Here is a 24,368-nt window from a genome sequence, read left to right on the forward strand (position 1 = left end):
CGACAAATGTGCTTTACAAAACAGAAACAAGCTTGAAAAACTTTTATATACATACATCTTCGGTTAACCCATTTTGCAAGACGTACATCCGATAATATAACCCTCTTTTTGCAAGCAGCTGTTGATGCGTACCACGCTCAACAATTTCACCTTGATGCAAAACGAGAATTTGATCGGCATCTTGAATCGTTGATAAACGATGGGCAATCGCAATCGTCGTTCGCCCTTTTCGCATCTTTTCGAGCGCTTGTTGAATGGCTTCCTCTGTTTCTGTATCGATATTTGCCGTTGCTTCATCAAGCACTAATATTTTCGGATTGATCGCAATCGTACGGGCAAATGCAATTAGTTGACGTTGGCCGCTCGAAAACGTCGTCCCCCTCTCTGTCACGGGATGATCGTACCCTTTTGGCAATTTTTCAATAAACGAATGGGCTTGAACAAATGTGGCAGCTTGTTCGATATCTTCATCTGTCAAACTTTTATGATGAAGTCGAATGTTATCTCGCACCGTCCCATAAAACAAAAACGGATCTTGAAGAACAAGGCCGATATTTTTTCGCAATTCTCTTTTCGGATATGCTTGAATGGAATGTCCATCAATCAAAATGTCCCCGCGCTCAAACTCGTAAAAGCGCATGAGCAGTTGAATGATCGAACTTTTTCCGCTTCCTGTATGACCGACGAGCGCAACCGTTTCTCCAGGTCGAGCGATAAACGAAATGTTTTTTAATACGTCGCGTTTTCCATCATAACTAAACGATACATTGCGAAATTCCACCGTTCCTTTTTCAATCACAAGTGGTTGCTCATATTGTTTCGGCTCTTCTTCTTGTTCATCTAACAATTGAAAAACACGTGACGAAGCAACGAGCGCTTGCTGAAACATCGATAACCGCATCATCATTTGGTTAATCGGTTCAAAAAAACGCTCTAAATAATTGACGAAGGCGTATAACACACCGATTTCAACCGGACTTTGAAAAGAAGAGATGCCAAAATAACTTAAAACGACAATAAGTGAAAATACATAAACGACGTCTGTCGCTGGACGAAGCAATAAACTATCAAGTTTAATATTTTTCATTGCCGCTATATAATGTTTTTCGTTAATGGATCCAAATTGCTCTCTCATCCGTTTTTGTTGGCGGAACGCTTGGATGATCGCCATACCTTGAAGCGACTCATTTAACTTTGCATTCAGCTGACTTAACCGCTCGCGCAAATCGCTATAAAACACCGAACTATACTTTCGATACGTACGAATAATGATATAAATAACCGGTAAAATCACTAAACAAAAAGTAGCTAAACGGACATCGAGCAAAAACATCGCAACAAACACACTAATTAAGAAAAAAGCACTTTGGATAAATGTGACGAGCACTTCAACAAACATTTCTTTAATCGCTTCCGTATCATTTGTCACTCGCGATACAATGCTTCCCGCTGGCGTCCGATCAAAATAGCGCATTCCTAACGATTGTACTTTCGCAAATACATCGATGCGCAGCTGTTGAATAATTTTTAGCGCAATTTCTTGAAACTTCAGCAATTGAAAGTAAGAAAGAACGACTTTCCCAATGTGGATCGTGACGTAGGCAGCTGCTAATCCGATCATCGCTTGAAGCGGAAATGTCATCTGTGTTAAGTAGTCATCAATAAACACTTTTACAATAATCGGACCGAGCACTTCGCCCGCAGTCGTTAAGGCTAAAAGAAAAAAAGCAAAAAACAGCGACTTTCGATGCGGGATCGCATAGCTCATGAGCCGCATAAACACTTGCCGTTGATTCATATTCGATTTCATTGCGCACCTCCACGTTCCACAAACTGTTCGAGCTGTTGGCGAACGTACATATCTCGATACCAACCGTCTTGGGCAACAAGCTCTTCGTGCGTACCTCGCTGAACAATGTTTCCATCTTCAAGCACTAAAATTAAATGCGCGTGTTGAATGGCACTTAACCGATGCGTCGCAATGATCGTCGTTTTGCCTGCCCGATTTTCTTTCAACGCTCGTAAAATGCGTTCTTCCGTTTGAGCATCGACTGCAGATAACGAGTCGTCTAAAATAAGTACTTCCGGATCAAGGAGCAATGCACGCGCAATCGAGAGACGTTGTTTTTGTCCTCCTGAGAGAGAGACACCTCTTTCACCAACAACTGTTTCATACCCTTCTGGAAACTGTACAATATCATTATGCACTTGAGCGAGTTTGGCGACATGCTCTACTTCTTCTTGACTCGCGTCTGGTCGGGCAAAAGCAATATTGTCGCGAATGGAGGCAGAAAAAAGAAAATGATCTTGTGGTACATAACCAATCGCTTCGCGCAATCGTTCTAACCGATATTGTGTAATCGAATGTCCACCAAAATAAACGTCTCCATCCATTCCAACAAACTCGCGCAATAACACTTTTAAAAGCGTCGTTTTTCCGGCCCCCGTTTTTCCAACAATTCCTAACGTTTCTCCTTTTTTTAATGTAAACTGAATGTGCTGTAATGTTGGCTTCGTTTCATTCGGATACGTAAAGGAACGAATATCGTACGTGATGTCACCTGTCGGCACTTCATCAAGTAATCCTTCCTTTTCTTGTATATCTGGTTTTTCACGCAACAACGAGGAAACACGGTCATACGAAGCACGACCGCGTTCGACAATATTAAATAACCATCCGAACGCTAACATTGGCCAAATGAGAAGCCCTAAATACATCGTAAAAGAAACGAGTTGCCCAATTGTCAACTCTCCTTGCACAACAAAACGAGCACCAAAAACAATCGCTAAAAAAAACGACACGCCGACAATAAGCGAAATCGTTGGATCAAACAACGAATCAATGCGAGCAACCGCCATATTTTTTCGAACGACGTCATCCGCTTGTACTCGAAACGACTCAATTTCTTCTTTTTCTTGTCCGAACGTTTTTATTACTTTTATGCCCGCAATGCTTTCTTGCACTTTATCGTTTAAAGCAGAAAAAGCCTCTTGCGCATGATGAAAACGTTGATGAAGCAACGACCCGTAATAACTTGTTAAATAAGCCATGAGCGGCATTGGCAATAAACAAATGAGCGTTAGTTTCCAGCTAATTGTAAATGCCATCGTAGCAATAACAAACCCGCCAATGCATAGTGAATCAACAAGCGTCAAGACACCAACACCCGCTGTTTGCTGGATCGCTTGTAAATCATTTGTCGCATGTGCCATTAAATCACCGATGCGGCGATGTTGATAAAAAGACGGAGACATCATTGTAAAGTGGCCGTACAGTCGATCGCGCAACAGCCGAGCAAGCTTCGCCGCCGATCCGAAAATCATCGTCCGCCAAACGTAACGACAACCGTACATACAAATCGCAACACCTGCGAGCAAGCTTAACCACATCGCAAGCTTTTCTTTCGTTAATTCTCCTGCTTTTATCGCATCAACAACGTGCCCAATCACTTTCGGTGGCACAAGCTCAAGCAACGACACAATCGCAAGTAATATAATTCCGATGATATATGCTTTTTTTTCTCGTTTAAAAAACCACATTAAGTCCAAAAATACTTTCACATTTCATCCCTACTTTCTTGTCATCCATCTGATGCTCCGTTTCATTTTATCAAATATTCCAAAAATAAGAAAGCTTTTTGCTATGTCAATATATAAATGACGTTGTTGTTGTCGCATACTTTTACATATGCAGGTCAATATAAAAAAGACCTGAACGAAGAAGAAAGGTGGTTATCGCGATGGATTTACAAACAGGAAAATTATATTGGCCAACGACATTTCCCGATGCTCCCTCGTATCCCCCTCTTGAGGGCGACATACAATGCGACGTGTTAATTGTCGGAGCGGGTGGTTCTGGGGCGTTATGCGCTTATTATTTAAGTGAAACGGATTTAGACGTCGTTGTCGTCGATAAACGAAAAGTCGGATACGGGAGTACGATGACAAATACGGCACTCATTCAATGTCTCGGAGATAAAATGTTTTTTGAACTCGTTAACAGCTTTGGTGAACCGTATGCTGCGCGCCATTTAACGCTTTGTCAACAAGCGATCGATGAACTGGAACGAGCGGCAAATCGCTTACATATCGATGTGGAATTTCAAAGAAGAGATAGTTTGTATTACGCAAGCGTGGCCGAAGATGTCCAAAAACTTGAAAAAGAATATACGGCATTAAAAAAGCAAGGATATCCTGTTGTTTGGTTAGATGAACAACAAATTCGTCGCCATTATCCGTTTACAAAGCATGCCGCTTTATATACAACGGGGGATGGAGAATTAAACCCATATAAATTGACAATTGGTTTATTAGAATATGCAAAACAACGTGGGGTACGTATTTTCGAAGAAACAGAAATCAACGGAAAAAAACTCGAACAACATATGGCAACATGTTATACGAAAAACGGGCATTCCATTCGAGCACGAACAGTTATTTTTGCTGCAGGTTACGAAACGTTAGAAGTGAAACAAGAAAAAAAAGCGTTACTCGTTAGTTCATATGCTGTGATTACAAATCGTGTGAAAGATTTTTCAAGTTGGTATAAACGTACGCTTATTTGGGAGACGGCTCGTCCGTATGTATATATGCGCACAACAGCTGACGATCGCATTATTATCGGAGGGCTTGATGAAAATACAGCTTATGCGGATGACCGCGACGCAAAACTGATGCATAAAAAAGAACGACTGATCGAGGAATTTCATCGACTTTTCCCCGATATTCACGTCGTTCCTGAATTTTATTTAGCTGCCTTTTACGGCGGGACACACGATGGCCTTCCGATGATTGGGGTGTACGATTCCTTTCCAAACTGTTATTTCGTCTATGCTTACGGAGATAACGGAACCGTGTATAGCACAGTCCTTGCTCAAATTTTACGCGACGTTATCACAGAAAAACAAAACGATGACTTTTATTTATATATGCAAACAAGACCGAAACTCCCACAAACATAAGTGGGGGTTTTATGTCGTAATCGCCCATACAAATGCTTTTTTCCTTTTTTTATTCAACACCACTTCCTCTTGAATTGGCTGTAAAGGTGGTAAAACCGGCTCGGTCGGCTGTTCTTCAACGACTTTCTCAACCGTTTCCTTAACAGAAACAATGGCTTCTGTCATAGAAAGATCGATTTGTTCGACATGTTGCCATACATGAAGCAAATCTGATGCCACGCGCTCCCAACGATAAAGCGATGTCGCTAATTTACGCCCGTTTTCTCCCATTTTCTTCATGAGTGTACGATTGGATAGCACATATGTCATTTTTTCCACAAAGTCTTGCGGATCTTCTGGTCTTTCGACGACAACACCGTTTTCATTTGGAACGATGACTTCTGGATTCCCACCACGAGCGGTTGTAACAATCGGAAGCCCTGCCGCCATCGCTTCATAATGAACGCGAGCAAGCGGCTCTTGCCATTGCGACGTACAAACGAATAAGTCAGCAGCAGCAAACCAATGTTGAATTTCATTTGGCGACACAAATCCTGTCGCTACAACAGGAATTGGTAATCTTTTAGCTAACGAACGAACGTAAGCAATGTAATCTGTCGTCCCTTCTTCACTAAACCATTTGCTTCCGACGATGACGAGCGCTAAATCATTAAACCTCTTCGCAAGTTCCGGCAATGCTTGAATTAATTTGTCGACCCCTTTATTTGGCGATAAACGCCCCGCAAATAAAATGACTGTTTTTTGATCGATGCCATGCGCTTGACGTAGCTGTTTACGAATCGACGCCATATTCGGATGATTCCCTGGTAAAAATCGTTCCGAGTCGACACCGGAGTAAATCGTTCGCAACTTTCCTTCTGCTTCTGGGTATAGGTCACGAATAACTTGGCCGATGTAGTTGCTAATAGTGACAATCGCACATACTTGCCTGATTACTTCTTCTGCTTCTTCGCGGTTAATTTTCGCCACTTGAAACATATCGTTATGCATGCTAAGTGTAATTTTCGCATGAGGAGCGACTTGACGAATAGGTAAAACGAGACGTGGACGGTTAAAGATGTGGATGAGATCAAACGGATGCGCTTGCACGTATTGAACGACGTGATCCCGATACGTGTCAAACGTTCCCCCTGGGACACGTACATAATGAATGCCGTCGATCGTTTCTTCGTGTGGCAACGTTTCATGTTGTACACCTAATACCGTAATACGATGTGCGCGGTGAAGATAGGGGAGAATACCAGCAATATACGTTTGAATCGCACCACCGAGCACAGGAGGAACAGGTAGCTTTTCTGTACAAATCATTAAAATATTCATCTGTTTCCGTTCTCCTTCCAATCGTTTTCAATCTCCGCAAGAACCGGCCATTTCGTTTCATCCGTAGCAACAATCAGTTCAATGAGTTGCATCGTTTGTTCGGTTAAAAACAGCTCTGGTTCATATACAACTTCTTTTAAGTTTTTGTAAAATTCATTCGGAAGTGACAAATCAATCATCAAGATGTCATATAATGAAGCGTCGATCGGATTCGCTTCATGATACGCTCGAATCATCTCTCGCACCCATTGAGCATCCCAGCGGTATAAATCAGCCATCGTACCGGAAATAAGTTTTCGTAAATCTCGAATGGGCAAATCATACGCCACACCATCTAAATCGATAATCCACATGCCGTCTGCACCCATTTGCCCGTTCGACCAACCATAATCTTGATGCACTAATCCCCATTCGCTATGTCCGCGTTCGACTAGTTGGTTGTACGAGGATTGTTGTAGTCTTGTGAAACTTTCGCGCGCCTGTGCTTGAAAACGGTCGACAACTTCCAATAACATCGCACTTGCAGGCATCTCTTTATATGCCTTCGCCAATTGGCGAAACCAGTCCATTTTGTTTATCGTTTTTTCATACGTTTTCGGCCATTTATACAGCCGAGACGCGATTTCTGCTCCTTTTGGAGGAACGTATCCTTTACTTAAACGATGAAATTCACCAAGCGCATAACAAAGCTGTTTCGCTCCTTCTAAATCTTTCGTTACAGGAAATAACGGCTCGATCCATTCCGCAACAAACCATAGTTTTCCTCCCGCCTCTACATAATCCGTTCCTTCTTTCGTTTGTACAATCGGCGGGACATTTGCGTTTTGCACATCGACTAAATATCGCTGAGCGCCAAGGCTAAACAAGCTGCGTGTTGGACGACGATGAAGTAATTTTAAACTTTTTGGCCCTTTGTTCGTTTCTAACTTCCAAATGGCTCCCCCTTTATCCGGTTTCGTCGTGACAACTTGCCTACTTTGAACAGATAAATCGTAATGACGCAAAACATCTTCTGCCATTTGTTCGATATAGTCCGGTACGAAAAACTCATGCATCGTTTCATCTACGATCCAAGGTTCAATGAACATATAACCCCTCCTATTTGACATTAATCCCTACTATCTCAACATATGCACTATACAAAAATCCGTATAGACACATCCATTACTTCAAACAAAAAACCGTCTCTTTTTCATTCAGAGACGGGTTCGTGAAGCAACGATTCAATATGTTGTTCAAGCTCGAGCGGCTTTGTTGTTGGGGCAAACCGTGCCACAACTTGACCTTTGCGATCAACTAAAAACTTTGTAAAATTCCATTTCACCGCTTTCGTTCCTAATACACCTGGTGCTTGTTCCGTTAAGTAAGTGAAGAGCGGATGGGCGTTTGGACCGTTTACGTCCACTTTCGCAAACATCGGAAACGTCACACTATAATTGAGTTGACAAAACTGTGAGATGTCCTCTTCGGATCCCGGCTCTTGATTTCCGAATTGATTGCACGGAAAGCCAAGCACAACAAAACCGCGATCTTTATACTTGTCATACAATTGTTGCAATTGTTCGTACTGTGGCGTCAATCCACATTTGCTTGCTGTATTGACGATTAATAATACTTTTCCTTTATACTGCGCTAACGATTGCTCTTCCCCATGAATCGTACGTACACGAAAATCATAAATGCTCATTTCATATTCCCCCTTTAGCGCTATTGTAACACATCGATCATTTTTTCTACAAAAACAATGCTTCGATTCAGACAAAATAAAAAATGTTCGTTATAATGGTGAAAAAATACAAAAAAAGAAGGTGAGTGTCATTGAAAATGCGCGTCAGTGCGGTTCAATACCATTTACATACGATTGCATCATTTGAACAGTTTGCAAAACAAGTTGAACATTACGTAAAAACAGCGCAAGAATTTGGTGCTGAATTTGTGCTCTTCCCTGAGTTTATTACGACGCAACTTATGTCCATTGGAGATGGCATAACGATTGAAGAACTTCCGACGTTTACAGATGCATATCGCTCATTATTTTCAACTCTTGCGAAACAGACGAATATGCATATTATTGGCGGGACACATGTCATAAAAAGAGAAGATCGACTATATAATGTGTCACATTTATTTTATCCCGATGGAACGATTGCCGAACAGGCAAAGCTACATATTACGCCGACGGAAGTGAACGAATGGAATATGCATGGCGGCGATACATTACACGTCTTTCAAACAATAAAAGGAACGATTGCGATTTTAACATGTTATGACATTGAATTTCCTGAAATTGTACGCATGGCGCGTGCAAAAGGAGCGGATGTCATTTTTTGTCCGTCGTGTACCGATGATCGTCACGGATTTCATCGCGTACGCTACACATGTCACGCCCGTGCGATTGAAAATCAAGTATACGTCGTCACAACAGGGACAGTCGGGTCATTGCCAACCGTTGATTTTATGCGCGCAAACTTCGGGCAAGCAGCGATCATTACACCGAACGATATTCCGTTCCCGCCACGCGGTATTTTAGCCGAAGGAGAAATAAACGACGATATGATCATTACAGCGGATCTTGATTTACAGCTTCTTTACGACGTTCGCGAGCGCGGTTCGGTAACCACTTGGCGTGACCGCCGCACGGATTTATATGGAGATTGGACATAAGGAGGAAGGCGATGTATAAGAAGCAACTTTACGTATTTCATGATGATCGTCCCATTCCTGCGCTCATTCGCAACTATGAAGAAAAAGATATCGATGCGTTAATTCGTATTCAACAAGAAAGCTTTCCACCTCCTTTCCCATCTGAACTATGGTGGAATAAAGAGCAGCTCATGAATCATATGACACTTTTTCCAGAAGGGGCGTTATGTGTCGAAATTGATGGAGAAGTCGTCGGATCGATGACTAGTTTAATTGTGAACTACCATCCGAACGACGTTGATCATACGTGGGAAGAAATAACGGACAACGGATACATTCGCAATCATAATCGAAACGGCAATACGTTATACGTTGTTGACATCGGTGTACGACCAGCATATCGCAAACTCGGGTTAGGAAAATGGCTCATGCAGTCGATGTATGAAGTTGTCGTCCATCAAAAGCTTGAACGGCTGTTAGGTGGAAGTCGAATGCCAGGATATCATCGATATGCCAATGAAATGACTGCCGAACAATATGTAGATGCAGTTATAAAAGGAAAACTCACAGACCCTGTTATTACTTTTTTACTTCGCTGCGGGCGCACACCAGTGAAAGTCGTCGCTAATTATTTAGAAGATGCCCAATCGTGCAACTACGCCTTGCTTATGGAATGGCGCAATCCGTTTTTGTAAAAACTTATTAAATAAAGCGACAGGGTGCCTCAAGATGCGATAACAAGCACCCTGTTCAATAGCAGTGAGAATAAGTCTTTTTTTAATGAATATACGTTTTCTGTACAGGTTGCTCATCTGTTGCGAGCAGTCGTTCAAGAAAGTCTGTTCGTTCGCGCAGTTGTGCCACTTCCTTTTCTATTTCTTCCATTTGCTGTTCCACTTTTGTGACGCGCGCTTCAAGATGCCACGTTTGTTTTTCGAGGATAATCATGTAGTTCCACATACGCATAAATTGCTCGTTAGAAAGCTCATGAGGTGCCTCTAACTTGACAGCCATCCGTTTTCCGCAAACTTTTTCGATCGCTTGTTCAATGTAAGACATATACAACGTTTCAATCCAACTTTTTTGCATTGGGTTTGTGCAATGAATAGTGATCGTATGTTCTTCCATCGTCGCTGTCGTTCCTTCAATCCATGTTTCAAAAGCAAGTGAGGACATCATGCGAGATAACACTTGTTTTACTTCTGACCACATTATTTTCCCCCCCTTTCACACATGAAATTAAACAAAAACAAAAAAATTCCTGCTTATTTTTCCCGAAACGCCCACCATTGTTTTGTCATTTCATAAGAAATACGATCATACAATTCATCGGTCGTCGCCGCTTTTACAGCTTCTCCGTCGATTAAAACGAACGGACAATGTTTGCACATTTTGCATTTGCCGACGCAATCTTTTCGCTTCACTTTGACATGTTTGAACGTTTGTTTTAAAAATTGATACAACGTTTTCGTTGCGAATTTATTCTTTTTACAAAAATGTATTTTTTTCATTCAGCAACACTCCAAGTATGATAACTATAATCATTTTCACTTCTATCATACTTGGAATAGCACATTCCTTCAATTATTTTTGTTCAGCATACAAAAGCAACTGTTCAAGGGAACGAATGATGTATGGAATCATATGTAATAAATCATCAACATGGCTTTCGTTAATCGTACGTTCGAAATCAATCGTCACTTGATGAGTATATCGTTCATGTTTTGGGTATGTATACGTTAACGTTTGTATAACTGTGCGCTGTTCCCCCCAAATGTGCTTTAGCGCCTGTTCTACGTCTCCGCAATCGACATGTGTAGCTGAAAAAGAAAACGAAACCGTCAAAGTACAACCTGCGCTCGTAACATCTTCGTGTAACAACTCGTTTGCAATATGCTGGAGCGTCATTTCAAGCGAAATGGTACACGTCACTTGATGAGCATGACGCAATTGAAAAGAAAGAGCGTACGCGCGCGTAAATTTCGCTAAGTCAACGATGTCTGAGCGATCAATGATCGCAATCAGTTCATCATTTGTATCTAGATCGTAAACAGCTCCTTCAACAACCGTTTTTAAATTATCAAAAATCGTCGGGTCAAACATATCATCATCCTTTCGCACGCTTATATATTTTTGAGCGAACGACACGCCGCTCGACTTCCTTCATATTCACTTCATAGCCTATACCGGACTGTTTCGAAACGAAAATGCGTCCATGATGAACGATAACTTCTGGATCAATGAAATCACGGTCCCAATAATTTGCCGACGCAGCTGTATCGCTTGGCAAAGAAAAATGAGGAAGTGTTGCTAAAGCGATGCTATGTGCTCGTCCGACTCCGCCTTCTAACATGCCGCCGCACCATACAGGAATATGATGTTGTTGGCATAAATCATGAATGCGTTTCGCTTCCGTTAATCCACCTACTCGACCAATTTTTATATTGATGATTCGGCAACTTTGCAATTCAATGGCTCTTTTGGCATCTTTGTATGAACATATGCTTTCATCTAAACAAATCGGTGTGTTTAACTTTGCTTGTAATTTCGCATGATCAACGATATCATCTACAGCAAGCGGCTGTTCAATCATCAGCAAATCATAGTCATCGAGCGCTTGTAAGCGATCGATGTCGTGTAACGAGTAAGCGGAGTTTGCATCGACCATAAGCGGAACATCAGGGAAATGTTGACGAACGACACGAACGACATCCACATCCCATCCTGGCTTAATTTTTATTTTCACACGCCTGTATCCTTCCGCAAGCGCTTGTTCCATTCGTTTTAGCAAATTCGTTATTGGCTGAATGCCAATGCTTATTCCAACTTCCACTTCTTGTTTTTCACCGCCGAGCGCCGCGCTTAATGACATCCGATGTCGTTTGGCAAATACATCCCATACCGCCCCTTCCAGCGCTGCTTTGGCCATGTAATTGCGGCGAATCATCGAAAATCGGGTGCGCAATTCATTCGGATGATGAATGGGTGCTTGAAAAAGAAGCGGAATTAAAAAATGTTCAAGCATATGCCACGTCGTTTCCAACGTTTCTTCCGTATACCAAGGGGCAGAAAAAGCAACACCTTCCCCCCATCCTCGCTCGCCATTTTCATCAATCGCTTCCACTAATAAAACAGGTCGCGTTTTCATCGTCCCAAAGCTTGTTGTAAACGGTGATTTTAATTCCATTTCTAAATGTCGCAATATTACTGTATCAATGTGCACATACATCCCTCCAAAACAATTATAAATGAAAAAGCTGACCGAGAGAACGATCAGCTTTTTTGTACTTAATTTACTTTTCTTTTTCGGCTAGCAATATCGATCCAAACGGCTAAAATTAAAATACTTCCTTTTACAATATATTGCCAAAATGTTTCCATACCTAGTAACGACATCCCGTTATCGAGCGACGTCATGACCATTGCACCGATCATTGCACCGATAATTGTACCAGATCCACCCATTAACGACGTTCCACCGATGACGCAAGCAGCAATCGCATCTAGTTCGTACATTTGTCCCGCTGAAATGGTAGCTGATGATAAGCGTGCCGTTAAAACGAGGGCAGCAATAGCAGAAAGCAATCCTGTAAAAACAAACAACATCATCGTATGACGTTGAATGTTAATGCCAGATAAACGAGCGGCTTCCACGTTGCCTCCGATTGCATATACATGACGACCAAATGTCGTTTTTGTCGCAATGAATGAAAAGATCAACGCGAGGGCAATAACAAAAATAATAGGAAAAGGAATTCCTTTATAACTGTTCATCGTCAAAACAAATAACAAAATAAGTACGCTAATAACAAGTAGTTTAGCAATCTCAATTGGTAATGGTGAGACAGTAAAGCCGTATTGTTGCCGCGATTTTCGCTTACGGAACGTAGAAACGAATAAAGAAACAATAGCGATCACCGCAAGCACGATACCAAAGGCGTTTGTAAAATATGCGCTTCCTAAAGCGATAAATTGAGCATCAAAAATTGGGATGGTTGTTGATTTTGTAATCCCCATTAACGCCCCACGAAAAATCATCATCCCACCTAACGTAACGATAAACGCTGGGATCGCGCGATAAGCAACTAGCCATCCTTGAACAAAACCGACAAGCGCTCCCGCAAGCAACGTGCATATGATGACAACAGATGTCGGCATTCCCATCCAGTTGCTTAAAATAGCTGCGATGCCACCAGTTAATCCGACGATCGAACCGACGGAAAGGTCAATATGCCCCGCAACGATGACGAGCACCATACCAATTGCCAAAATAGCGGTAACCGACATTTGTGTAAATAAGTTAGATAAATTTCGTGCGCTTAAAAACGTCTCATTTAACATACCAAAGAAAATCCAAATCGCAATTAGTGCACCGATCATCGTATAAGCACGAATATCTACTTTTCCAAATATATTTTTCTTCTTTTGTTGCTGTTCGATGACTGCTTTTACTTCCATGACTCATTCCCCTCCTGTCGCTGCCATCATAATATTTTCTTGTGTTGCTTCATCGTGTGATAACTCTTTCACGATTCGTCCTTCACGCATGACATAAATGCGATCGCTCATCCCTAAAATTTCTGGAAGCTCAGAAGAAATCATCATGATGGCAACGCCTTCTTCAGCTAATTGATTCATTAAATGATAAATCTCATATTTTGCACCAACATCAATACCGCGTGTTGGCTCGTCTAATATTAAAAGCTTTGGCTTCGCCATTAACCATTTCGCTAATACGACTTTTTGTTGATTTCCTCCAGATAGCGTACCAACAGCTGTTTCTAAAGACGCTGTTTTTGTTTTTAGTTCATCGACATACTTCTGACTCCACTTTAATTCTTCATTTTGATTAATGACTTGCAAACGGCTAATGTTTTTTAAACTTGCTAGTGTCGTGTTTGTTTTAACATCCATTCCGAGTACAAGACCTAACCTTTTTCGATCTTCTGTGACAAGTGCAATGCCTGAGCGAATGGCGTCTTGCACAGAGCGAATGTGCACTTGCTTTCCTTCCATCCATACTTCTCCTTCAGCTTTTCCTTCGTATGCACCGAACAAGCTCATCGCTAGTTCCGTTCGCCCGGCTCCCATCAAGCCAGCAATGCCGACAATTTCCCCAGCACGAACAGTCATATGAATACCGTCGTTAACTTTCATCGGTTTTTCTTTATGCCAAACGGAATAGTTTTTCACTTCTAATACGACATGACGTGGCGTTTTTTTGACGTACGGATAACGCTCTGTCAATTCGCGTCCAACCATGAGCGCAACAACTTCATCTTCATTCGTTTCTGCGCGTGAAAGTGTCGCAATGGATTTTCCGTCGCGCAATACGGTGATCGAATCTGCTAATCGAAATACTTCTGGCATTTTATGAGAAATATAAATACACGCAACTCCTTGTGCCCGCAGCTGTTCTAAAATACCCATTAAAATTTCAACTTCACTTTCGGTTAAAGCTGCCGTAGGTTCATCTAAAATTAAAATGTTTGCTTGTTTTGCGAGCGCCTTTGCGATTTCAACTAATTGCTGTTGACCTATGCCAAGTGAATGGATTTTTGTTCGTGGAGAAATCGTTAATCCGACTTTCTTTAACCATGTTTCCGCTTCATAATACAATTGATCCCATTGAATGACACCGAATTTACGTGGTTCGCGTCCTAAAAAAATGTTTTCTCCAACTGTCATTTCTTTTACGAGTGCGAGCTCCTGGTGGATGATTGCAATGCCCGCTCGTTCAGCATCAACAATATTTCGAAACGAGACCGGTTTGCCATCAATACGAATTTCACCATCATACGTGCCAGCTGGATATAGTCCGCTTAACACTTTCATCAACGTTGATTTTCCAGCACCATTTTCGCCACAAAGCGCATGAATTTCTCCCTTTTTCACTTTGAAACTAACGCGGTCAAGCGCTTTCACACCGGGAAACTCTTTTGTAATATTCATCATTTCTAACGCATACATTCGTTTCACTCCCGTTGTATCATGTTGAAAATAAGGGTCTGGCAAAGCCAGCCCCTTGTTTTCATTGTTTTGGCCATTGATCTTTCGGTACGTTTTTGAATACGTCCTCTAATTTGTGATATCCATCTTTAATGACTGTATCTAATACGTTGTCTTTTGTTACCGCAATTGGATCAAGTAAAACAGATGGAACATCAATTTTGCCGTTTGATACAGTTTGATTCGTTTCGATTTTCTCGCCTTTCGCTAAAGCAACAGCCATCTCCGCTGCTTTTGTTGCAATAGCTTTAATTGGCTTATATACTGTCATCGTTTGAGTACCTTCAACGATTCGTTGGAGTGCTGCCAAGTCAGCATCTTGTCCAGAAACAGGTACTTTTCCTGCCAATCCTTGTGCGGCTAACGCTTGAATGACTCCACCTGCTGTTCCGTCATTCGCTGCAACAACGGCTTGAATGTTATTATTGTTTGCTGTTAATGCGTTCTCCATATTTTTTAACGCTTCTTCTGGTTTCCAATCTTTTGAGAATTGATCGTAAACAATTTTAATGTCGCCTTTTTCTTCAAGTGGCTTTAATACGTTCATCGCTCCTTGGCGGAATAAATGGGCATTGTTATCTGTATCTGCTCCACCGATGTAAACGTAATTTCCTTTTGGTGCTTTCTCTACAATCGCTTGTGCTTGCATTTCACCGACGCGCACATTGTCAAATGAAACATAATAATCAACATCTGCGTTTTTTATTAATCGATCATACGCTATTACAGGAATTCCTTCTTTATGTGCTTTATCTACAATTGGAGCAGAGGCTTCAGCGTTGTGGGGGATCACAACAAGCACATCTACTCCTTCGGAAATGAGCTGTTCGGCTTGGCTCAATTGCACAGCATCATCTCCGTTTGCCGCTAACGTTTTTACTTCCCCTCCAAGCTCTTTCACTTTTGCCTCAAACAATTCTTTATCCCTCTGCCAACGTTCTTCCTTCAGTGTGTCCATAGAAAGTCCTATGACAATTTTGTCATCGTCTTTTTTCGACGATTCGCTTCCCCCTTCATTTCCTGAAGATACAACCCCGCACGCTGTTAATGCGGAAGCTAAAACAAATGTTGCCGCTCCTTTCGCGACATGTTTCCACCATTTCACATGTATTCCCCCTTGTTTTTCATATCGTCTACATGTTAAGCGTACCATAAGGAAAAGAAAGCGTTTTCTTTGTTTTCTTCACTTATTTGCGATATATTCGCACAATTTAAACGTTTTCATAAGTGTGAAAAAGAACAAACTAGCATTTTTTTGCGATAAGACAAAAAAGTACGAGCGCTTTATAGACGCTCGCACACTTCTTGTCGATATTCTGTCGGTGTCATATTTGTCACTTTTTTAAACACACGGCTAAAATAGTTCGGATCTTTATATCCAACGCGATAACATGCTTCTTTCACCGTTAATCCTTCATCACGCATCAACTGTTTCGCTTTTTCAATGCGCAAATGTGTTAAGTAGTCGATGAACGTTTGACCTGTTTCTTTTTTAAATAGTTTGCTGAAATAATACGGTGTTAAATGGACGTATTTTGCTACCTCTTCAAGCGTGACATCATAGCAATAGTTTTCGTGCAAAAACATTTCGACTTGCTCAATGACGTTGCCATTTGTCTTTATATGAATTTGTTCCACTTCGTCCGTGATCGGAACATCATCAATATGTATCGCTCGACTAAATGATGATACATAGCGTACCGCGGTCCACGCCTCTTTATATGAACGTTTCAGACCATCTACTCCCGAGCGAATCGTACCAATCCCTATCTTTACGCGCTGTTGCAATGCTTTCTCGAGCTGTTTTAACAACGATTGAGCGAAAGAAATGATCCGTTCATGTTGTTCAGCCTCAATAAAAATAGCCATTTGCCTTTGGCTAAGCGGGCTGCATAAACAATGTCGCTGTTGTTTTATACATTGTTTCACTATTTCTTCCCACTTTTCACGCTCAGACGCATCACTTTTTTCTAATTCAATAACCATTGCATACCCCTTTTCAAATTCCATGCCGGTAAATGTATGGGCAGAACATTCATCCATTTTCCCCATTAACAACCATGTCCAAGCTGTCTCACTTAGCGCTTGCAGCTGAACGAGTTTTTCACGAGCCGTCAATTGCTGTTCACGCATCGCTTGTTCTTCCGTAATTTGATGTAACAATTTTTGCAACAGCTCGATGATTTGTTGCTTTTTAGCCGGTTTTAACACGTATTCGATAACACCTAAAGAAATTGCTTCTTTCGCATATGTAAAGTAATCGTATGCTGTTAAAATGACAATTTTCGCTTGCGCATCCATTTTGCGTATTTCCGCAATCGCTTCTAATCCTTGAATGCCCGGCATTTTAATATCCATAAAAATGATATGCGGACGATGGTGTTCCACTTGCTGAATGGCGCTTCGACCATGTTCAGCATGAAAAATAGTAAACGTCTGTGGAAATGCGCGTTCAATCATCAATTGCAACCCTTCACGCTCTAGCGGCTCATCATCAGCAATAAGTAGCTTGTACATCGCTCTCCCTCCTCGGCAGTCGTAAAATAATGGCTGTACCTTCGTTTGGTGCGCTTTTTATATCAATTATTTTCTCTACTCCATAAAAAAGCTGCAGACGTCGTAGCACGTTTTCTAATCCAAGTCCAGTGGAATGACCTGTTTTTGTGAATGAATATGATGCGTTCATAATTGCTCGTTGCACGTCGTATGGCATTCCTACACCGTTATCGGCGATGGTTACTTGAATGCAATTTCTTTTTTCTTCGATGATTAATCGAATGTTTGCTCCTTCTTCCATTCCTTCAATACCATGAATAAAAGCGTTTTCAATCAGTGGTTGCAACGTTAAACAAGGGATCGGCTGGTCTAAACATGACTCATCTATTTCAAGTTGAAACGTCACACGATCGCGAAAACGGGCTTTTTGAATAGCGAAATACTCCTTTGCATGCTCTACTTCTTCACGTAACGTAACAGGCTGATCGAGCTTTCGTAAGTTGTATCGCAACAAGTTCGACGTGGATACGGTGAGTTCGCTTGTCTTTTCTGCCCCTTCGATATAAGCAAGTTTTGAAATGACGTTTAGCGTATTAAATAAAAAGTGAGGATTAATTTGACTTTGGAGCGCTTTTAGCTCTAATTCACGAACAAGTTTTTCTTTTTCTAATATTTCCATATTTTTAGAGATTAATATGCGCAAATTTTCAATCATATGTTGAAATGTTTTACCGAGCAAACCAATTTCATCATGTCCATCAAAGCGGGGGATTCGCGTGTCCAGTTGACCCGCTGAGATGTTTTTCGCCGCATGAACAAGATGATGAATTGGAATGACGATCGTTCGTGATAACCATATTGCAAATACGATGCTTAAAATCGTTGTTAAAATAAACAGCATCCCGCCTAATTCATTCATTCGTGCTGTATGTTGTAACATCTGCTTATACACCGGTTGATATAAGCTTAGTTCAACATCAACGAGCGCTTGACTATCTTCGCGAATAAATGAAGCAATTTTTTCAATTTCGTTATATTGATCAGCATATCCTGTGAGGTGTTTGTTTATCAGTTGATTTATGATTGACTGTTCTCTTTGCAAAAATACACTCAGCATATTTTTATAGTTTTCGAGTATAAAAGCGTCATTTCCTTCTAGTTTTCTTTCAGTTAGCAAACTTTGTAGCACCTCTAATTTTTTTTTATGTTCAATTAACTCTTTATAGCTATTTTCATCTTGATGAATTAAATAACTGCTTAAAAAACGCACATTTTCTTGTGTTTCAAGCGAAATTTGTTTATATAAAAAAATGCGCTGCATCATGACATCGTAACTTTCTTGTACCTTTTTTCCACTTTGAAAAATAAAAAACGCGATACAATTCAATAAAAGAACGAGAAGTGGAATAAAAACAAATAATTTCGTCCGGATTTTCATTTGTTTCTCCCCTGCTGAACGTTTTGACGGTCGATGACTTCAATTGCTGTAAAATGTTCTTTATCAATTTGTTTGCCAGAAAGATGGTCAACCATTAATTTAACTGCGGAATATCCCATATCGTAAGGTTTTTGGACGACCGTAGCCACAATGTCCCCTTCTTTAATCGCTTCCATTGTTTCTTCCACATCGTCAAAACCGAAAATTTGAATGTTTTCACGATGTAAGTTTTTTACCGCCATTCGAATTCCAATCGCATCGAGCGCACTCGTGCCGACCATAACAGAAATATTCGGATGTTTTCGCAACATTTGTTCCGCTTGAATCGAGGCTTGAATGCGAGAAATGTTCGATGATGTAACGGAAACAACTTGTAAGCGCGGATGCTCAGCAATAACAGATAAAAACCCTTGCAAACGTAGGCGTTGGTTTTCTGATGTATCGGTTCCAATGATTACTCCAATCGCTCGCTCTCCTTCTACGCGAGAAACAACTGCCTTTCCAAGCAGCTGTCCTGCTTCAAAATTATTTGTTCCAACATAAGCGATGCGCCGGCTTTTCGGGGCGTCAGCATCAATTGTAATCACAGGGATATTGCGCGAAATAGCTTTGTCAATAAGCGGTGTAAACGCTTCGTCTTTTAAATTTTGAACAATGATGCCATCTACCCGAGAAGCAATCGCTTTTTCTAGCAATTTCACTTGTTCATCAATACTTGTTTGAAGTGGACCAGTATATTCAATATTGATATTATACTGTTTTGCTGCCTCTTTTGCTCCATTCTCAATTTTTCTCCAATATGGATTATCAAATACTTGAGATATTAAAACAATATGTGGATATTGGGACATGTGTTTCGGTTGATATTGCAAACGTGCAACAGTCCTTTCAAGTTGCTGTGTCACAATAATGAAGTAGAAAAATACGTACAGAAATAAAACAAACAAAACAATTAAGATACTTGTCCATTTTTTTTGTGCCATTGTCTTCACCTAATTTTACTATAATTCGTTTTGATAACGTTTACAATGTTTTTTAAAGCGACAGATTTTCTGTCGCTTTACACGGTAAATCGATTGGTCGTTTCTTTCATCTTTTCTGCAATGTCATACAACCGTTGAGCGGTTGCGGCTACTTCTTGAGCTGATGCGGTTAATTCCTCTGATGAAGCAGTTACTTCTTCTGTTGCTGCTGAGTTTTCTTCAGCCACTGCACTAATTTGTTCAATACGAGCAATCACTTTATCTTTTTCTTTCACAATTTCATCCATCGCTTGTTCAGTCGAAGCAAGTAAAGGTGCGATATGACTAATGGATGTTAAAATATCAGCAAACGAACGAACCGTTTTTTCGACGGCATTTGCTTGATCTTTAATAAAGTGTTCCACTTCTTCCGATGTATGAATGACATCTTCTGTATTTTTACTAATAGATGAAATGAGATGAACGATGTCCTCTGTAAATGATTTAGACTGTTCAGCTAATTTACGCACCTCATCAGCAACAACAGCAAACCCTTTTCCTGCCTCCCCAGCACGTGCCGCTTCAATGGCAGCGTTTAAGGCTAATAAGTTTGTCTGATCCGAAATCGTTGAAATCATTTCCGTAATTCCACTAATTTTCTGTACAGATGTCGTTAATGTCCGAACATGGTTTGTCACCGTTTCAAACGCTTGTTTAATTTGTTCGATCGAAGCAATTAATACATCCATTTCTTTTTTACCAATATCTGCTCGTTCAGACGTACGAACCGCCTCTTGTTTGACATTTTCAAGTTCTACATATACACGTTCGACTTTCTCTGTTAAATAAGAAAGCGAATGGGTCATATCGGCTAAATCGTTCGCTTGTGCGGCCGCTCCTTGCGATACTTGTTCCATCGTTGCTGCCACTTCTTCAGTAGATGCAGACATTTGTTGTGAAGTAGCTGATAGTGCGCTTGATTGTTGGTCGATGGCATCTGCTTGCGTCTGAATGTGCATAGCTATATGTCGCAGCGCTTTTTTCGTCTCAGCGAGCGCGCGCGCCATTTCGCCAAATTCGTCTTTGGACTCGAGAAGTTTTTCAGGTACCTGCTTGCTAAAATCGCCGCTAGCCATTTGTTCGAGATGTTGTTTGGCGATATGTAACGGTTTCATAATTCGAATAGAAATAAAGAAATGATATGCGATGACTCCAACAATAACAAACAATGCAGAAATAGCAATGACTTTTACAATAACATTATTAATCTCTTGATTGACGATTTGTTTTGGCATACCGACAAAAAACATACCGATGACTTCACCACGGTCGTTTGTAATGGGTAAATAACTCGTTACATACGGTTCCCCAAGTACGTTTGCTTCACCGATGTAACGTTTTCCACCATGAATGACTTCCTGTACAACTTTCGGATCTGCTTTCGTTCCTATTTGTCTCTCGCCATCTTTCATAATTGTAGTGGTAACACGTTCATCGTTAAGAAAAATGGTACTGTCTGCCCCAACAACTTCCTTTACGTAATCAACGACCTTCTCGTTGTTGTTAATTTCTACTTCTCCTTTATACAGTTTGCCGTCTTTCATTTGCCACTCCCCAACAAACTTCGCATCAATCAATTGCAAAGCAAGCTGAGCGTTTGTCGTTATCACTTTATTAGCGATTAATGATTGAAATTGAACATAAATCATACCGTTAATAAGTCCCACTAATATAAAAACGGTCAGAATATATACAGCTACAATTTTTCCACGCATCTTCACGATTGTCCCCTCCACTTTTGTGAATCAATGAGCAACACTATTTTATCAAATGTAACAAAATTTATAAATACAAATATTGCTTCGTGAAAAAACAGACTTGCATTCCTTTTTGTCATTTGCCAAAATCAAAATATGTGTAAAACGAAAACATGCGAGGGAGTAAAGCTGTGAAATCTCGAAAATTATCGCGCCTATCTACCGTTCAGCTTATCGTCTTATTTTACTTTGTAGCTGTTTGCATATCGACATTTTTACTATGGCTTCCTATTTTTCATCAGCCTGGGGTAAAAATTAGCTTTGTTGATGCGTTATTTACCGCAGTCAGCGCCATTAGTGTAACAGGCCTCACGGTCGTATCAACAGCTCATACTTTCAATACGCCTGGTATATTTGTATTAGCTTTTATTCTTCAATTTGGCGGAATTGGCATTATGGCACTTGGAACATTTATTTGGCTTATGTTTGGGAAAAAAATTGGGTTTCGCGAACGACAACTGATTATGACAGATCAAAACCGTTCAACATTTGCTGGATTAGTAAAGCTAATGAAAGAAATTTTAACGCTCATTATTACTATTGAAATCATTGGTGCGGTGATTTTAGGTGTATATTTTCTCCGTTACTTTCCGTCATGGAAAGAAGCGTTTTTCCAAGGCTTCTTTGCATCGGTGAGCGCAACAACGAACGCTGGATTTGATATTACAGGACAGTCGCTTATTCCATTTGCTCACGATTATTTCGTCCAAACGATACATATGATTTTGCTCGTTTTAGGTGCAATTGGTTTTCCTGTACTTATTGAAGTGAAAGAATTTTTCTTCCATCGCCAAAAGCAACAATATCGTTTTTCGCTTTTCACGAAATTAACGACCGTCACATTTTTTCTTCTCGTTTTATTCGGGACATGGTTTATTTTATTCATTGAATGGAATCGTTTTTTTGCGGACAAAACATGGCATGAATCGCTTTTTTATGCGTTGTTTCAATCCATTTCTTCCCGCAACGGTGGACTAGCAACGATGAATGTCGCAGACTTTTCTGAACCTACGCTACTAGTTTTAAGTGTCCTCATGTTTATCGGTGCCTCTCCAAGCAGTGTTGGTGGAGGGATTCGAACGACGACGTTTGCTATTGTGATGTTAACGATTTTCTTTTATGCGAAAGGGAAAAACTCGATTAAAGTGTTTCAACGAGAGATTCATCATGAAGATATATTAAAGTCGTTTATTGTGTTTGGAACAGCCTTTATTCTTTGCTTTTTAGCCGTTGTGTTTCTTTCTTTTTCAGAGCCTTTTACAATGATCGAAATCGTTTTTGAAGTATGCTCTGCATTTGGAACGACGGGTTTATCCATGGGAATTACATCCCAACTAAGCACATTTGGAAAACTAGTCATTACTGCCTTAATGTTTATTGGGAGAATTGGCATTTTATCGTTTTTGTTTCTTATTCGCGGCAACCATCCAAAAGAGACGTACCATTATCCAAAAGAACGCATTATTATTGGTTAAAAGCGAAGGGATTTATGCTCCTTCGCTTTTTAACTCTTCTTTTTTACGAAACATCGTGTATGTCATTAACAAAAGTGATAAAGATCCAAACAAAACGACCATATTTTCTAATCCAATGGTATCTAACAAAAATCCAGAAGCTAACAATACGATTTGGAACGTCACGCGATCAAACATATTTTTAAATGAAAAAAATCGACCGTGGTATAGCTTTGGAACATTTGTTTGAAAAATGGTCGCAATCATTGGAAAAAAGCAACCGACAGATATACCGAACAATCCAAAAGAAGCGAGCGAAACCCATTTGATATGAGCAAAATGTAGAGATAGTTGTGCAAAAGCAATGAAACATGTTAATGCATACATCCATTTTATATACGCTTTTTCATGAGCAGCATATTTAATGAAAAACGCTCCGAATAAAAATCCGATTCCTTCAATAGTATATAGCCATCCTTTAATTGACGGGTCATGTTGCAATTCACTAATATTGATGACCATTAAATTAAATCCGCCAATAAATAGCTGAGGAACAATCGTTAAAACAACTGCAATATAAACGATAGGCAATTGACGAATGATTGGAAATATGTCTGTAAATCGCTGTTTTTCTTTCTTATTGTGTTTTGTTTCACGCCTTTCTTCTTTTATATCAATAAAAAACGTAAGGAAAAATAGTAAAATATATGCAACTATCGCTCCAATATATAACGTTTGTAAACTCGTAATCATCAGTAGTGCACCACCGAAAGCAGTACCAGCAATACGTGATAGTGCAGAAATGTTCATATGCATTCCATTGACGGTCATCAATTGCTTCTCTTCCGTTACCGCAAGTGGAATAATGGCTTGCAACGTTGGAAAATAAAAAGCTGCCGCTATTTGAATCGAGATCATAAAACAAATCATGAGAAAAATAGATTCATATTTTAAAGCGAATAACATAAAAAGGACGCTCCCTACACGACCGATTCCAGCGTATAGAAGAATATGTTTTTTGTTATATGTATCAATCCATCTCCCCGCTATTGGACTAACGATCACACCAGCAAGCAAACCAGAAAATAAAATAAGTGACTTCACAAAGTCAGAAGGAATATGTTTCTGCATAAATTCTAAATTCCCAATAATTCCGAGCCATAAGCCAATCCCTGCAATAAACTCCCCTATGAAAATAAGAATAATATTTTTATTTTTCCACATACGTATTCCCCTTCATTCATATCTCTCTTCCAATACATGTCTTT

The 24,368-nt window shown here is 40.4% G+C and carries 21 protein-coding genes; 4 read left to right on the forward strand and 17 right to left on the reverse strand.

Going from position 1 to position 24,368, the window contains the following annotated elements:
• Nucleotides 1-43: 43 nt before the first annotated feature.
• Together K1I43_RS09660 and K1I43_RS09665 are read right to left on the reverse strand one after the other, a co-directional pair.
• Nucleotides 44-1,810, reverse strand: coding sequence for an ABC transporter ATP-binding protein (locus K1I43_RS09660; protein WP_026011687.1), 1,767 nt, complete (start codon nt 1,808-1,810; stop codon nt 44-46).
• Nucleotides 1,807-3,561: an ABC transporter transmembrane domain-containing protein gene (locus tag K1I43_RS09665; RefSeq protein ID WP_035067302.1), complete on the reverse strand. Its 1,755-nt coding sequence runs from the start codon at nt 3,559-3,561 to the stop codon at nt 1,807-1,809. Before K1I43_RS09665 ends, K1I43_RS09660 begins: the two co-directional genes overlap by 4 nt.
• A 179-nt stretch (nt 3,562-3,740) precedes the next feature.
• Here K1I43_RS09665 and K1I43_RS09670 point away from each other — a divergent pair, with 179 nt between their 5' ends.
• Nucleotides 3,741-4,961, forward strand: a complete 1,221-nt coding sequence (locus tag K1I43_RS09670) for an NAD(P)/FAD-dependent oxidoreductase (protein WP_026011688.1) — start codon at nt 3,741-3,743, stop codon at nt 4,959-4,961.
• A 9-nt stretch (nt 4,962-4,970) separates the two neighbouring features.
• Here the strand turns inward: K1I43_RS09670 and K1I43_RS09675 are convergent, their stop codons facing one another.
• The 3 genes from K1I43_RS09675 to K1I43_RS09685 form a co-directional block, all read right to left on the reverse strand.
• The gene (locus K1I43_RS09675; RefSeq protein ID WP_033383432.1) at nt 4,971-6,281 is read right to left on the reverse strand and encodes a glycosyltransferase family 4 protein; all 1,311 of its coding nucleotides are present in this window, start codon (nt 6,279-6,281) and stop codon (nt 4,971-4,973) included.
• The gene (locus K1I43_RS09680) at nt 6,278-7,369 is read right to left on the reverse strand and encodes a CotS family spore coat protein (RefSeq protein WP_026011689.1); all 1,092 of its coding nucleotides are present in this window, start codon (nt 7,367-7,369) and stop codon (nt 6,278-6,280) included. Before K1I43_RS09680 ends, K1I43_RS09675 begins: the two co-directional genes overlap by 4 nt.
• Nucleotides 7,370-7,473: 104 nt before the next feature.
• On the reverse strand, nt 7,474-7,968 hold the full coding sequence (locus K1I43_RS09685; protein WP_026011690.1) for a glutathione peroxidase: 495 nt from the start codon (nt 7,966-7,968) through the stop codon (nt 7,474-7,476).
• Between the two features lie 131 nt (nt 7,969-8,099).
• On the opposite strand from K1I43_RS09685, the gene K1I43_RS09690 reads away from it, so the two are divergent.
• Together K1I43_RS09690 and K1I43_RS09695 are read left to right on the forward strand one after the other, a co-directional pair.
• The gene (locus tag K1I43_RS09690; protein WP_019417739.1) at nt 8,100-8,945 is read left to right on the forward strand and encodes a carbon-nitrogen hydrolase family protein; all 846 of its coding nucleotides are present in this window, start codon (nt 8,100-8,102) and stop codon (nt 8,943-8,945) included.
• An 11-nt stretch (nt 8,946-8,956) separates the two neighbouring features.
• Nucleotides 8,957-9,619: a GNAT family N-acetyltransferase gene (locus K1I43_RS09695; protein ID WP_009361339.1), complete on the forward strand. Its 663-nt coding sequence runs from the start codon at nt 8,957-8,959 to the stop codon at nt 9,617-9,619.
• 82 nt (nt 9,620-9,701) lie between these two features.
• On the opposite strand, the gene K1I43_RS09700 is transcribed toward K1I43_RS09695, so the two are convergent.
• The 11 genes from K1I43_RS09700 to K1I43_RS09750 form a co-directional block, all read right to left on the reverse strand.
• A complete protein-coding gene (locus K1I43_RS09700; RefSeq protein ID WP_019417740.1) occupies nt 9,702-10,136 on the reverse strand; it encodes a DnaA N-terminal domain-containing protein in 435 nt (144 codons plus the stop codon).
• A 53-nt stretch (nt 10,137-10,189) separates the two neighbouring features.
• Complete coding sequence (locus K1I43_RS09705) at nt 10,190-10,435, reverse strand: YuzB family protein (protein ID WP_009361344.1); 246 nt, start codon at nt 10,433-10,435, stop codon at nt 10,190-10,192.
• A 73-nt stretch (nt 10,436-10,508) separates the two neighbouring features.
• Nucleotides 10,509-11,027, reverse strand: a complete 519-nt coding sequence (locus tag K1I43_RS09710; RefSeq protein WP_019417741.1) for a hypothetical protein — start codon at nt 11,025-11,027, stop codon at nt 10,509-10,511.
• A 4-nt stretch (nt 11,028-11,031) separates the two neighbouring features.
• Complete coding sequence (menC, locus tag K1I43_RS09715) at nt 11,032-12,153, reverse strand: o-succinylbenzoate synthase (protein ID WP_019417742.1); 1,122 nt, start codon at nt 12,151-12,153, stop codon at nt 11,032-11,034.
• Between the two features lie 59 nt (nt 12,154-12,212).
• Nucleotides 12,213-13,382, reverse strand: coding sequence for a sugar ABC transporter permease (locus tag K1I43_RS09720; RefSeq protein WP_019417743.1), 1,170 nt, complete (start codon nt 13,380-13,382; stop codon nt 12,213-12,215).
• A gap of 3 nt (nt 13,383-13,385) precedes the next feature.
• Nucleotides 13,386-14,939 carry a xylose ABC transporter ATP-binding protein gene (locus K1I43_RS09725; protein WP_019417744.1) on the reverse strand — a complete coding sequence of 518 codons (1,554 nt, stop codon included), beginning with the start codon at nt 14,937-14,939 and terminating at the stop codon, nt 13,386-13,388.
• A 16-nt stretch (nt 14,940-14,955) separates the two neighbouring features.
• A complete protein-coding gene (gene xylF / locus K1I43_RS09730; protein ID WP_019417745.1) occupies nt 14,956-16,038 on the reverse strand; it encodes a D-xylose ABC transporter substrate-binding protein in 1,083 nt (360 codons plus the stop codon).
• A 179-nt stretch (nt 16,039-16,217) separates the two neighbouring features.
• Entirely contained in the window at nt 16,218-17,450 is a 1,233-nt protein-coding gene (locus K1I43_RS09735; protein WP_019417746.1) for a helix-turn-helix domain-containing protein, read from the reverse strand.
• Entirely contained in the window at nt 17,428-18,867 is a 1,440-nt protein-coding gene (locus K1I43_RS09740; RefSeq protein WP_019417747.1) for a sensor histidine kinase, read from the reverse strand. The genes K1I43_RS09735 and K1I43_RS09740 overlap by 23 nt, the downstream gene beginning before the upstream one ends.
• On the reverse strand, nt 18,864-19,850 hold the full coding sequence (locus K1I43_RS09745; protein ID WP_019417748.1) for a sugar-binding protein: 987 nt from the start codon (nt 19,848-19,850) through the stop codon (nt 18,864-18,866). Before K1I43_RS09745 ends, K1I43_RS09740 begins: the two co-directional genes overlap by 4 nt.
• 77 nt (nt 19,851-19,927) lie before the next feature.
• Nucleotides 19,928-21,604 carry a methyl-accepting chemotaxis protein gene (locus K1I43_RS09750; protein WP_020424552.1) on the reverse strand — a complete coding sequence of 559 codons (1,677 nt, stop codon included), beginning with the start codon at nt 21,602-21,604 and terminating at the stop codon, nt 19,928-19,930.
• A 173-nt stretch (nt 21,605-21,777) separates the two neighbouring features.
• Here K1I43_RS09750 and K1I43_RS09755 point away from each other — a divergent pair, with 173 nt between their 5' ends.
• The gene (locus tag K1I43_RS09755) at nt 21,778-23,121 is read left to right on the forward strand and encodes a TrkH family potassium uptake protein (protein ID WP_019417750.1); all 1,344 of its coding nucleotides are present in this window, start codon (nt 21,778-21,780) and stop codon (nt 23,119-23,121) included.
• 12 nt (nt 23,122-23,133) lie between these two features.
• Here K1I43_RS09755 and K1I43_RS09760 read toward each other — a convergent pair whose 3' ends face one another.
• Nucleotides 23,134-24,324 carry an MFS transporter gene (locus tag K1I43_RS09760; protein ID WP_019417751.1) on the reverse strand — a complete coding sequence of 397 codons (1,191 nt, stop codon included), beginning with the start codon at nt 24,322-24,324 and terminating at the stop codon, nt 23,134-23,136.
• Nucleotides 24,325-24,368: the final 44 nt, after the last annotated feature.

The organism is Anoxybacillus sp. ST70, assembly GCF_019553625.1.
In the GTDB taxonomy this organism is placed as follows: domain Bacteria; phylum Bacillota; class Bacilli; order Bacillales; family Anoxybacillaceae; genus Anoxybacillus; species Anoxybacillus gonensis.